The sequence below is a fragment of the Chitinophaga sp. Hz27 genome, assembly GCF_042263525.1.
Taxonomy (GTDB): domain Bacteria; phylum Bacteroidota; class Bacteroidia; order Chitinophagales; family Chitinophagaceae; genus Chitinophaga.
In genome coordinates, this window is the sequence record NZ_JBHKFJ010000001.1 from 166,785 (window position 1) to 179,831 (window position 13,047).

The window sequence follows — 13,047 nt, forward strand, 5'->3', positions numbered from 1 at the left end:
TTTTAGTGACAATGCAGAAATTGAAAATGGGTTAAAATGTAAATCTGTGACAGAAGCGAGTTATAAAGCTATTTTAAGAGAATTTTTTCATTTTTGGTTATTTCATATTTTCAAAAAGGCTCCTGCAATGCAGAAGCCTTTTCATAAATTCTTTAATCGTTTACATTTTATTAATCAATGATGTGACTTTCTCGGTGAGCTGTAATAAGTTTTGGCTAAGTTGAATTAAAAGCTCTTTGGTTTCAGCATCATCGCCATAATAGTTGGCTGTTACAACGTTGTTGTTGCCTTTAGTATGTGAGCCTGCATAATTATTTTGAATGTTAATAAAAGCAGTTTCTTCATCAAAATTCTGAATTGCCTCAACCGGAACTTTTAGCACTTTGGCAACCTTTTCCAAGATATTATCCTCTATTGTTTCTTTACTTTCTAACAGGGATATTTTACGTTGATTCCAGTCATCGCCTAACTCAAATGCTAAAGCGTCTTGCTTTATTCCTAGCATTTCCCGGAAACGCTTTACATTTTTTCCCTGATGAATAGTGTTTGACATATTAATATTTATTTACATCTATAAGCTAGATAAATCAGGAGGCAGTATATACGTTTTTTTTCAGATGAGCAAATCCCGGAACCGATAATTTACCATATAAAAAGTCACTTTTTTAACTAAAATACTCATTTAGGACATATCGTAGCATTTTCGATCTCTGAAATTTGCTTCTAATAACAAACTTTATTGCAAATGGAAGATAACAATTCACAAAACGCTACAGAGACAACTAATATGCCATCCGGTTCTCCAGCTTTTGATTTACCTGCTGGTTCCGATAGCAGACAAGGGGAGCTTCCTATTAACAGCCCTCCATTTAATGAAGCCGAATGGATAAAATTGATTTTTATGCTCAGTGACACACAGGGGTGGTTAAACAAACTAATAACAACAGCTCTGTTGCAAGCACAATTTAAGGAGAGAAAGAAGCTGTATCGTAGAACTTACCACCTGCCGGTAACCTCTTTAGCTCATATACTTGAAAGGCATTATTACAAAATACTACGTAACCCAGGATCGAGCAAGTTTACGATACCCGTAATTGAAATTCTTTCTTTTTTGCGCTTAGGTTACGAGACAGAGGCGACACCGATTCCCGGTACACTTCATTACCAGCGTATAATTGATGCCGGTAAGATCATCGGTTTAGACAGGCTTAATGCACCCATTACGACTATTGTTATTGTGACTGATGCCGGGGGGAAAATAATAACCGCTTATCCTGGCCATTGCTATAATGTAACTCCATATCTGTAAAATTTACAAAAGAACTATGCTAATTTCTAACTTAGATTTTCGTGGTACATTGCCACAAGACGTTTTTGCAAGTACGGCGGAAGATCCCTATAAGGCAGTCGCAATATTTTGTGATATGTACCCGCTTCCTAGAGCGCGGGGGATTCTTAACGGCTGGTTTAGGAGCTTTGTGAGTACGAAGCCGTTCAAAGATCCTAATGACTTACTGTGGTTCTATGAACGTCTTCTAAACATCATGGATGCTGCCTATTACTTAAAGGAAAAGGATAATTCGGAATGTCCATCCGTTTTGTTAATCGAAAAAGGTGAGGAAGCAATCAATTTAATGGACGCTACTTTGTTTTTTGGTGGATATGACTCGTACGATGCCTGGGATTATTTTCCTCGTAACTTATCGAAGAAGGAATTTAAAAATCCTTATAAAGTATTTGGTAGGATATTCAGAACCCATACGTTATTTGAATGGCGTAATATGTTGCATATTTTATTACATGCTGGTTTGACACCTTATACTTCTTTAAAGGGAGGTGACATAGAAGATGTTAATATTTTACAGGCCAAAATCGCACTGGATAAACTTGTAGAAGCCGTTGGCCTTATTGATATTAGGAAAACGCCTCCCAAAAATCTACAAAGAGTAGAAAATACTATGGAGGCCCAAGAGCCGGAGGATAAAAATCAGTCAGCATGAAAAAAGATGAAGTAAAGTATAGGAAACTTATCAAAAGATTAGGGGAAAGGATACGCCTTGTCAGAAAGAAATGTGGTCAAAGTATATCTGGTGCTGCTGAAGGAATGGGTATTACCAGTTTCCAGTTGTGGAAATTAGAAGCAGGTGGTTATCCGCATGTAAGGCTTGGTTTTTTATGGGATTTGTGTGAATATTATGGAGTAAGTCTTGATGAGATTCTTCAGAAGGATTAAAGTAAATGTTATAAATGCTAAATGTAAACGGTCTACCCTTTTGGATAGACCGTTTACATTTGGTTTGATATTATATTTAATTACAATATGAGGCGATTGAAAGGAAGACCAGCTTTTATACCAAAAGTAAAACGTTCCCAGGTGTCATATGTATTACTAAGAGGAGTTTGCCCATTTACATCTTTCAACTTGAAAAATGGTTCAATATTTACTTTGGCTTTTTCCTTACTCTGATCGTATACAGTAAAAACAAATCCGATACCACCGTTAAGAACACCGGTTGTAGTATAGAGATCGGTTTTATAGCTAAATCCTAAGTCCCCAAAAATATGTATGCCTAGTAAGTTGCGACAAAACATATACATCCCATCTCCCTCCATAATATGTTGACGGTAGGTTGCATAGCTCCCTGTTTCGGAAAGTTTATAAGCATTTATAGATTCACCAATTTTTTTTACACTTGATCCATTGTTATAAACTGCTGATTCATCGAGTGTGTAAGAACTTGCATTGTCGATATTGCTGGCCGAAGTATTTCTATATCCCAATTTCCAATAGAACAATTGTTTTTTCCAATTCATGATTCCGAGCCACGCAACTCCAAAATTATTTTTCTTGGAAGTTGTATCACTATTTTTAAATGAGGTAACATCGTCAAATAGGTTATAACTACCGATATTATATCCAAAACTGAAATCAAGCCAATAGATAGTTTGTTTATTCCATTTTATATTTTTGACTTCATAGGAAATTAGTGAATCATTTAAAGAAGTAATTATCGCTAATGCGCTAGGTGGTGCATCGGCAATTTGCTGAAGAATTGAAGTGATTTCTTCATTTGTCTTATTAAGACTATCTAGTAATATGGGCAATACTGGTGAGCTATCTGGTAGAGGTTTAATAGCTTGTTCAAATCGAAGGCGGTCTGCTTGTTTAGATGCTAAGTCAGTTTTTAAATTGCCATACTTGATCATTTGAATATAGCCTGTTGTTTTTAGTTGCTCAATATATTGTTGAGATATAGGAATAACCGATTTGCAATAAGTTGGTAAGTTTTTCGGGCCAGCTCTGAGGATAATTGAAAGTTTAGTAGATATACTAGCTTGCGGATTAGCCTTAGTATTGCTGAAAAGGCTCCCAATGCTATTGCTATAGCCGGCTCCTATAGAGCCAGAGAGAATCCACTTAGCTGGGGGCATGGGTGCGGCTGACTTACGTAGCTTCCGTTCAGCACCATTCATAAATGAAATGTTGTATGTAGCTACTGTATTGTCTGATCCTAAATCAAGCGTAAATCCAGTACCAGTTGTTGCAGCCCCCTGGTCCCGATTCAATACGAGATAAGAAAAATCACGACGGATAATTGTCCTTATGGCATCTTCTGAAACTACTTTGTAGCTGTCATCTGAGCAATTGTAGCTGTTTTTAATGGCATCAAAATGTTTGTAAAGACTGTCTTTGGGAGAAAGTGGATTTTGAGCTACAGTAAGAAATGGACAGAAAATGATAATGACGAATGAATAATGAAATAATAGAGATTTGAATTTCATTGGGGAAATTGATTGGTTGAATAATAGGGATATTGAATATTTTGTATTACAATCTTAAGTCTTGCCGACATAAATACTATTATCTGGAAGAGAGTTGTTATAATTGAATAAATCTTTTATGCCAACTTCCAAAGCAGTTGCAAACTTGAATATAGTTCTCAACTCCATATTCTTCTCGCCATTTAAATACTTAAAGGTATCGCTATAATCGATTTTGGTTAAGATGCTTAACTCCTGTATGTCAAGCCCCCGATGTTTGCTGATTTGCAAAATACGATTACCTAATAATTGTTTTTCAGTTATAAGCCTATTTTCTATTGCTAGATAATTTGATGTAGGTAAGTGACCCATTCCCTGACCATTAAACAAAGCTGAGACTTCAATCTCAAAAACAGTAGCTAGTTTGACCAGGGTTTCAAACTTAATATCTCCTTTGGCTCCCTCAATATGACCAATATGCTCCCTACTAAGGCTAACTTTTACAGCAAGCTGCTGCTGTGTCCAGCCTTTATGTTTTCTTAACTCCTTGATACATAGACCCAAATCCTCCATTTCTTTATCATACTCTACTTCAAAACCCATTTTTTTGTTTGAAATATGCGGATGTATGGAAAAATAAAAATGGGATGTTAGTTCACATTTGGTTTTTTTTACTTAACTTTCATTTCAGAATATCAGGGTTGTAATACACCCAATATTAATTTGCTCAATAAGTCTCTCACCAGACGAATCTGACAGTTCAACACGTGTGAGGTAACAAGTGGGCTTCAATTCCTATATTACAATAGGATTGGGCCTGCTTTTGTCCTTATCTACGTGGCCGTTTCCGAACGGTGGCTTCTGTCAGAGCCAGTCTGAGATAAAGCAAGGCAGGTTCCAGTTCTATTTTTACTCAGAGCGTTTACCCCCTTCAATTGGAGACTTGCATTTATAAATGAAAATGTAAGTTCTATGCCCTTTACACTTTTCAGTTTCAGCCAAAATACCAGTTCATTATCTGGTGTGTTTACATTTCACAGTTATATCGGTTTGTCTCAGATTAATTGGGCTAAAAAGCCCAAAAATCCTGTATGATATTGTTTGTTATCAAAGTAATTGGTTGAATGCAAATTTCAAGTGTTAACCTGTTACAATGGGATAAAACCCTTCGATACATTTTGTATTGGAGGCTTTTCTTTTAACTAGCAATACAATCAACCCAACAACATTTTTTTACTAAAATCTTAATCTGCAATGAAACTTCATTATTGCTTAATGGCATTGCTATGCCTATTAGCCAACACAGTAAAAGCAAAATACTTAATACCGCTTGCTCCTGTTTATGAAAGTGCTTGTGATTCGATTAAACCATTAGCCATAGGTGATACGATTCCCGATATACTTTTTGAACAGGTCATTAATTATAAAACTACGTCTGCTCATTTGTCTGACTTTAAGGGCAGACTTGTAATACTCGACTTTTGGGCTACCTGGTGCAGTTCCTGCATTCGCAAATTTCCAATAAGTGATTCTTTGCAACAAGCATATAATAATTCCATTCAAATTTTACTGATTAATAGCATAGTTGGTACAGGTGACAGTATGAGGAAGGTTACTGCCTTTGTTGATAAATGGAATTCTAACCATGTCGCTCCCTTACAGCTACCGATAGTAGTGTCGGATGTTGTGTCTCGACAATTATTTCCTCATACGTACCTCCCGCATCTTGTATGGATTGGTGTAGATCAGACGGTAAAGGCAATAACATCATCAACCGAATTAACAAAAGAAAACATCGAACGGATGCTGTCCAATACTAAGGCTACTCTAATGTATAAGTGGAATTAATGCAGCACAATTTTAAAACTAAAAAACCAAGAACATGAAGCCACTTTTTAAAATACTTATTTTATTCTTTTCTGTACTCACCTGTAATGCACAGCATATACCTTCCAAATTGATCTCAGGTAAGGTGTTAACTGAAAATAATAAGGCACTTTCAACTGTTACTGTATTTGCTATTGGTAGCAGAACAAAAGCTGTAACAGATGCAAATGGTAACTTCAGCGTATCTGTTACAAAACTACCGGATACACTTAAAATATCTCATATCGGGTATGCCCCCAGGCTAATACGAATAGATGAACATAGCTCTACTGTATCTGTAATGCTTCATATTATTAGCACTGAACTGGATGAAGTAGTTGTAAACACCGGCTACCAATCAGTAAAACCGAATGAGGTTAATGGATCAGTAGTTGTGTTAAGTAGCAAAATACTAAGTCGTCAAGTTGGTACTAACATTTTACAACGACTTGATGGAACAACAAGTGGACTATGGTTTAATATCGGAAAGAGTAACACTAACCCGCAGAACAAAACAAATATTTCTATCAGAGGGTTAGGTACAATTAATGGGCCGCTTGATCCATTAATTGTTTTGGATAATTACATATATGAGGGTGATATAAACAATATAGATCCTAATCTTATTGAAAGTGTTACAGTATTGAAGGATGCAGCAGCAGCAAGTATTTGGGGTGCGAGAGCAGGGAATGGAGTGATAGTAATAACTACCAAGAAGGGAAAGTTTAATCAGAAATTGTCTATAGATATTAACTCTAATGTTATCATAAGGCAAAAACCTAATCTCTTTGCATTATCTCAAATGTCATCTTCGGATTATATTGATGTGGAGCAATATCTATTCAATAACGGGTACTTCGACAATCAGATTAGTGTTGAGCCATATCGTGCGCTTACACCTGCTATTGAAATATTGCTGAATAGAAGGAATGGTGTGATGACTGCATTAGATTCCAGTATTCAAATTGATGCTTTAAAGCAGATCGATAGCAGAAGTGAATATCTGCATCATTTTTATACTAATCCTGTAACACAACAATACGCTGTGAATATTAGAGGTGGAGCTGATAAGAATTCCTATTCTCTGGCAATAGCATATGAAAATAGTTTGAGTGAGGTATATGCAAGATTCAATAAGATTAATGTAAAGCTGGATAATAGTTATAATCCTGTCAGGAATCTTTTTGTAAATGTTGGAGCGCTTTATACTAATAGTACTGATTATTCTGGTCGGCCTACCTATGGCAGTATTATAGTTAACGGTAGACAGCCAACTTATTTAAAGTTTGCGGATAATAAAGGAGATCCTTTGTCAGTAGGATTGACATACAGGGATGCTTATACTGATGAAGTAGGAACTGGAAAACTGTTAAGTTGGAAATATTATCCTCTTGAGGATTACAAACATAATATCCAATCAACTAATATTCAAGAACTGTTTTATTCTACAGGAATACAATACAGGTTTGGTAAGGGATTGGATATAGATTTGAAATATCAGTATCAAAGGCAACAAACCACGAATGACAATCTGGCTGATATTGAAAGTTATTATACCCGGAATATTATCAATACCTATAGTCAAATAGATAGAGACAATAATACTGTGAAGAACATTGTTCCTATAGGTGGTATCAGAACTGTAGGTACAACCAATTTAGAATCGCAGACAATAAGGGGGCAGTTAAACTATAACAAGGCTTGGGTTAACCATGATTTGAATATAATTGCTGGAACAGAAATTCGTGAAGCAAAACAAACTACTGATGGCAAAAGTTATTGGGGGTATTCGGAAGATCCTCTTACGTATGGTAGTATTGATTTTGTAAATACTTATCCGAACCTGATAACTGGTAATTTTGAAAATATTGCTACCGTTCCAAAGTTATCAAATACCACTCACCGGTTTATATCTGTTTATGGGAACTTAATGTACGCTTACAGGAAAAAGTATACGCTTACTTCAAGTATAAGACGGGATGGTTCCAACAGTTTTGGAGTTAAAACGAATGATAAATGGAAGCCATTGTGGTCAACTGGTTTTGGATGGAATGTGTCTGAGGAATCTTTTTACACATTTCCATTATTGTCTTATCTCAAACTTTCTGCTACATGGGGGTATAGTGGAAATATAGACCTGAGCCGAACAGCACTACCTGTAGCTGCATATGGCACCAATGTGACAACTGGTTTTGGAACTACCCGAATCACAACCTTAAATAACCCTGAACTGAGATGGGAGCAATTAAGGCAACTGAATATAAGAATTGATTTTAAGCTAAAAAAGGAATCTCTTTCTGGTAGTGTGGAATATTATAACAAAAAAGGAACTGATTTATATGGAACGGCCCCCTATGATTATACCACATGGGGTTACCAGAATGCTATCGTAAAAAATGTCGGTAGTACTGTAAGTCGGGGCATTGATATGATGTTGCAGAGTGAAAATTTGACCGGATCATTTAGGTGGAATACAGGTTTGTTATTTAACTACAATGTAAGTAAGACAACAGCATATTTCGGAAAAGGTAGCAATAATATTGCATCTATAGTTGGAGGGGGTAATAATATGTTTCCCGTTGTAGGAAGGCCTCTATACGCTATAGCTGCTTATAAATGGGGTGGTATTGACAATAATGGTAATCCGCAAGGATATTTGAATGGTGAGAAAAGTACCAATTACGCTGCTATCATTTCTGAATCCAATTTGAAAGGAATGGACGGGGGAAGTGTTAGATATATTGGCTCCGCAACCCCCGTGTATTTTGGTTCATTGACAAATACTTTCAGTTATAAGCAGCTCACTCTTTCTGTAGCTATTACATACAAGCTAGGTTACTACACATTTAAACCTTCAATTTCTTATAATTCACTTATTAATAATGGTATTGGACATGGAGACTACGAAAAAAGATGGCAACATCCGGGTGATGAGGCATTTACTAATATCCCTTCTTTTAACTATCCTGTCGATATTAACAGGGATGCTTTCTATCTTTCATCTGATGTTAATGTCATCAAGGCGGACAACATCCGATTCCAATATGCAAGCATAGATTATACAATTCCCCAAATACCTAGCAGAACACCATTTTCTAAATTTGAAATCTATGCCAATGTTGCTAACATTGGAGTAATATGGAAAGCAAATAAAGTGGGGGGTGATCCTGATTATGGTTCCTCTTTACCTCCTTCTAAACAATATGCTATAGGGATCAGAGCTAGTATAAAATAATAAATTGATATTTATGAACTACATATTTAAATATAAGATATTATCACCCCTGCTTATAATTACTGTATTTAGTGTTTCTTGTAATAAGTACCTCGAAAAAAAACCGGATGCCTCTTTGGTAGTACCGAGCAACCTGACAGACTTACAGGGCATTTTAGATGATGCTGGAGTAATGAATACAACAGTTACGCCTTCATATGGAGAAACCTCTTCTGATGATTATTTTTTGCCCTCATCTACATTCAAGGCACTGACAGCAGGAAATCAAAAATATTATACCTGGCAGCAGTTTGATTATACTTTCGGAAATGACTGGTCAAAATGTTATTTGCCTATATATAATGCCAATGTATGCTTGGAAGCCATTCAAAAGATTCCGAAAACCGGATTTAATGTAAGTCAATGGGAAAATATTAAAGGAGCAGCATTGTTTTACAGGGCATATTATTTCTTATGGTTATCCTGGACTTATGCGAAGGCATATGATGAGAAATCAGCAGCATCGGACTTAGGTATAGTCTTACGATTAGGTACTGATTTTAATGTTGCTTCTTTTCGGGAATCAGTCTTAAAGACATATGATAGAATCATTGAAGATGCGAAGGAAGCGGTTACTTTATTGCCGGATAATTCAAATCATCCTTTTCGCCCATCTAAGACTGCGGCTTATGGTTTGCTTGCACGCACCTATTTATCTATGGGAAGGTATAACGAGGCCGGTGCCTATGCTGATTCTGTATTACAGCTAAAGGCTACATTGATGGATTACAATGATGATGCAGATATTAATGGTAATGTGGGGGTAGGCCTTCCTTTTAAAAGATTCAATAAGGAAATCTTATTCTATACAGAGATGAATACCAGTTTCTCTGTCCATGTGCCAGCAAGAGGGAGGGTTGATACCACCTTATACAGTTCTTTTGCCGAGGATGATCTTAGGAGAATAGCTTTCTTTAAAATAGCAGGCGGTTACCCTCAATTTAAAGGCAGTTATGCCTCCAGTGTAAACATTTTGTTTAGTGGGATTGCTATTGATGAAATGTATCTTATAAGGTCTGAATGTAATGCCCGTCTGAATAGAATAAATGAGGCAATGAATGATCTAAATACGTTGTTAAAGATGAGATGGAAGAATACTGCCGTATATCCTATACATACTGCATCCAATATGGACGAGGCAATTAATAGAATAATGACAGAGAGAAGAAAGGAGTTGTTAATGCGTGGATTAAGATGGATTGATGTTAAACGGCTGAATATGGAAGGGAGGTCGATTATTATGAAACGAAATATTGAGGGTGAGGAAGTTCAATTATTACCCAATTCAGAATTTTATGCACTCCCACTGCCGGTAGATATTATTTCGATTTCCGGCATACTACAGAATTGATTATTATATCCTGATGAAAGACCCATGAAAACCTAAGAAGCTGAATATAAAAGATATTCAGCTTCTTTTTTTTCGTTAATGGAGTGAGTTTGATATTACACCACTTGCACCAGCCGCTGTCGAAACTACATAAGCTGTAGAGGTACTACTATTTAAAGCAGCCTGTATATTTACAGTTGATTTTAAAGTTGGTGCTGTTGTTGGGTTATCCACATATGTTGCAGGTACTTGTATTCTGCAAGCCTGTTCGTCTGTTCCATCGCAAAGGCTACTGTTGCTAGTATACGTCCACTTGGTTGGATTCTGAACATCATTAACTGTGAAAGATGAGCCATTGTAATAAAAAGTATACATGGTAGCTCTACTCTTTTTGGTTGTTGTGGTAGTCACTGTTTTTTTATGCTTGATTGGATTGTTGGTGAAGGCTGTTGTTCCAATGAACAACATAAGAGAAGCCATAGCGGCAATAATTGGGGTGGCGATTTTTTTTGTCATGTTAAATTGATTTAATGATGAATAAAAAGCAGGGGTGATTTAGCGACAGTGTCGTTGTGGAGCTTTGGCATATACATTTGTGTTGTCCGAGGTTATTTATTCTACAGTTACTTTGATTTAATCACCGTCATGCAATATGAAGTTGAGAATATTTTTTACTCCAAAACGGACATTTTCTTTGCTCAAAACAGGATGAATGTGCGGATTGTATTGAGAATCAATTTATTTTTTGCGTTCTTCTGGCCAGTGACTAAAATGTTTGTAATATGCCCTGCGAAAATTGAAAACCGTACTATACCCTAATTGATTTGCCAGTTCTTGTATGGAACTTCCCTGTTTGAGCATATTCTTTGCAACCTTCATTCTTTCCTGAATCTTATATTTTTTTATTGACAAGCCAAATGTTTTTGAAAATTCTCTAGTTAATGTTTTGGGTGAAATGTAATGTTTGCTGGCAATTGCATCGATGCTTTGTCGCGGCCCCTTAGCGACAGTACTAATTATATATTCCTTTACTTCCTGAATGATTTCTGGTGTTGTTTTATTCGGTATAGAAATGCCTGTGTTTATCTGTTCAGTATACTTAGCTATGAAATCCTGAATAATACTAAGTATTGAAGTATCTAATGCAATGCCTGTTTTATTGCATTGCTCCAATTGCTTTATCAGTTTGATTACTCCTGAATCAATTCTGCAAGTTTGCAGGATTTCAAGGTGATAGCTATTTTCATTAAGACTTTTAACTAATGGGATCAGAACAGGATATTCTTTGGATAGCCTTTTATAGTATGTCGATTTAAGAACAAAAAAGAAGTAAATGTACTGACCTGGTCTGAATGTGATTTTATGTTTGCCAGATGGAATGAAAGCTGCTGCATGATGTTTCTGTTGGAAAACAAAGGGAACTTTATCTCCTTGTAGTTGACAGATGATATTTCCAGACAACTGGTGATGGAAACCTATGTGGGGCTTGACTACAATGCAGTCTAATGTTGTTTCAATCTTTGCATTTATAGAGTATGTTTCAATCCAAAATTCTTTTGTTGAATATGATTGAATATACATCGAAATTTTATTGTGTACAATTAGTTTTCGGGTTACCCCAAAAGGGATATTTAAAAGAATGTTTCTGTCGTATTTACCGGGCATATTATTGGAGGTATGTTTGATTTTACCACGAATTTTGATCGTGAAAGGTGCTTTCATATGAATACGTTATGGGTTACAAGAATTTGCTCAGGTTGTCATGGGTTTATGCGCTATCTGAATGCAGAAAGTACAGTTGAAATTGGGTGCGTTATGTTTATGTACAGTATTTAATAGGAGAATGAAAGATTATGAGGGTTAATTGGGTAAAGAGATTTGTGGTGTTTTTTACAACATAATGAATGGATGCTGTATTTAACGTTCATTGGTGTTTGACATTGGATATATAACATAGAAAATAGGTTAACTGAATATAGTGCTTATTAACATTACGGTTTTTTTCCAAAAAACCTCTATTAAGTATCTATGTTTTTTGAAAAAAAAATGGATGGAGTATTACAAATGCGACATCAAAGGCTGTAAAATTATCTTGAATCAATGTGAAACTATTCGGAAATCATTCCGATTTCGTTCTGGAATCAATAAGAATTCAATTTTTGATAAGCTCTGTGGTTTTGGAATTCAGAAAATATCGGAAAATTTTAGAATTATTGTTCCTGTTTAAGCCTAACTGTTCCTAAACTGGAAAGTGTTTTTTTAAGCTGTCTAATCTTTGTGTTTCAATAAATGAAACATATGGCAAAAATAATCCCTCATCCGTCTACAGATCACAAGGCAGTCGAATCCAGTTGGTTGCTGGCATACAGCATACTATGGCAGCATAGCAGACTTTCACATAAGGAAGTAACCGATGCTCGTTATAGTCTGAAAGAAGCAATGTATACTATGCCTATGCCTGATCGAAGAAGATCGTTCATTATGATTTGCGAACGGTTACTTCTTACCTATAGGATGGTACAAAAAGATCCTGCACGTTGGATAGATCTTCCTTCTATTTGGTTTCATCCTGGGTATGAAAATGGATTTACAGATACTCTTTCTATGTATCAGCAGATTGCATTGAAACGATTAGAAATTCGCAATTATCAACAAGGGTTGCGTGTATTTGCAACAGCTTATTGGAAATATACAATTGATCCATCTGATGAGCATTTAGTAAAGTGTAGCCGAAAGTTGTTACAGCTTCGGGAATATGATCTCTTGCAACTTTGGAATAATGTCATTATGCTATGTATAACTTCTAAATAATATA

The 13,047-nt window shown here is 35.9% G+C and carries 12 protein-coding genes; 7 read left to right on the forward strand and 5 right to left on the reverse strand.

Annotated features, from left to right (window positions below):
* Positions 1-160: 160 nt before the first annotated feature.
* Positions 161-553: a helix-turn-helix domain-containing protein gene (locus ACE38W_RS00810; RefSeq protein WP_375828309.1), complete on the reverse strand. Its 393-nt coding sequence runs from the start codon at positions 551-553 to the stop codon at positions 161-163.
* A gap of 192 nt (positions 554-745) precedes the next feature.
* Between ACE38W_RS00810 and ACE38W_RS00815 the strand changes: the two genes are divergently transcribed.
* Genes ACE38W_RS00815 through ACE38W_RS00825 form a run of 3 tightly spaced genes read left to right on the forward strand, consistent with a single transcriptional unit; the run spans position 746 to position 2,233 of the window.
* Positions 746-1,309, forward strand: a complete 564-nt coding sequence (locus ACE38W_RS00815; RefSeq protein WP_375828311.1) for a hypothetical protein — start codon at positions 746-748, stop codon at positions 1,307-1,309.
* A 16-nt stretch (positions 1,310-1,325) separates the two neighbouring features.
* Positions 1,326-2,000 (forward strand): hypothetical protein, encoded by a 675-nt coding sequence (locus ACE38W_RS00820; RefSeq protein ID WP_375828313.1) that lies wholly within the window; start codon positions 1,326-1,328, stop codon positions 1,998-2,000.
* On the forward strand, positions 1,997-2,233 hold the full coding sequence (locus ACE38W_RS00825; RefSeq protein ID WP_375828314.1) for a helix-turn-helix domain-containing protein: 237 nt from the start codon (positions 1,997-1,999) through the stop codon (positions 2,231-2,233). Before ACE38W_RS00820 ends, ACE38W_RS00825 begins: the two co-directional genes overlap by 4 nt.
* An 80-nt stretch (positions 2,234-2,313) precedes the next feature.
* Here ACE38W_RS00825 and ACE38W_RS00830 read toward each other — a convergent pair whose 3' ends face one another.
* Together ACE38W_RS00830 and ACE38W_RS00835 are read right to left on the reverse strand one after the other, a co-directional pair.
* Complete coding sequence (locus ACE38W_RS00830) at positions 2,314-3,783, reverse strand: hypothetical protein (protein ID WP_375828316.1); 1,470 nt, start codon at positions 3,781-3,783, stop codon at positions 2,314-2,316.
* Between the two features lie 54 nt (positions 3,784-3,837).
* Positions 3,838-4,365, reverse strand: a complete 528-nt coding sequence (locus ACE38W_RS00835) for a helix-turn-helix domain-containing protein (RefSeq protein ID WP_375828317.1) — start codon at positions 4,363-4,365, stop codon at positions 3,838-3,840.
* Between the two features lie 651 nt (positions 4,366-5,016).
* Here ACE38W_RS00835 and ACE38W_RS00840 point away from each other — a divergent pair.
* From ACE38W_RS00840 to ACE38W_RS00850, 3 genes are read left to right on the forward strand one after another with little or no spacing between them, the layout of a single operon-like run.
* Complete coding sequence (locus ACE38W_RS00840; RefSeq protein ID WP_375828318.1) at positions 5,017-5,610, forward strand: TlpA family protein disulfide reductase; 594 nt, start codon at positions 5,017-5,019, stop codon at positions 5,608-5,610.
* Between the two features lie 34 nt (positions 5,611-5,644).
* Entirely contained in the window at positions 5,645-8,863 is a 3,219-nt protein-coding gene (locus ACE38W_RS00845) for a SusC/RagA family TonB-linked outer membrane protein (protein WP_375828320.1), read from the forward strand.
* 13 nt (positions 8,864-8,876) lie between these two features.
* The gene (locus ACE38W_RS00850; RefSeq protein ID WP_375828322.1) at positions 8,877-10,253 is read left to right on the forward strand and encodes a RagB/SusD family nutrient uptake outer membrane protein; all 1,377 of its coding nucleotides are present in this window, start codon (positions 8,877-8,879) and stop codon (positions 10,251-10,253) included.
* Between the two features lie 75 nt (positions 10,254-10,328).
* Here ACE38W_RS00850 and ACE38W_RS00855 read toward each other — a convergent pair whose 3' ends face one another.
* Both ACE38W_RS00855 and ACE38W_RS00860 read right to left on the reverse strand, forming a co-directional pair.
* Positions 10,329-10,748, reverse strand: a complete 420-nt coding sequence (locus ACE38W_RS00855) for a hypothetical protein (protein ID WP_375828323.1) — start codon at positions 10,746-10,748, stop codon at positions 10,329-10,331.
* A gap of 222 nt (positions 10,749-10,970) precedes the next feature.
* Positions 10,971-11,954, reverse strand: coding sequence for a helix-turn-helix domain-containing protein (locus ACE38W_RS00860; protein WP_375828325.1), 984 nt, complete (start codon positions 11,952-11,954; stop codon positions 10,971-10,973).
* Between the two features lie 576 nt (positions 11,955-12,530).
* Between ACE38W_RS00860 and ACE38W_RS00865 the strand changes: the two genes are divergently transcribed.
* The gene (locus ACE38W_RS00865; RefSeq protein ID WP_375828326.1) at positions 12,531-13,043 is read left to right on the forward strand and encodes a hypothetical protein; all 513 of its coding nucleotides are present in this window, start codon (positions 12,531-12,533) and stop codon (positions 13,041-13,043) included.
* Positions 13,044-13,047: the final 4 nt, after the last annotated feature.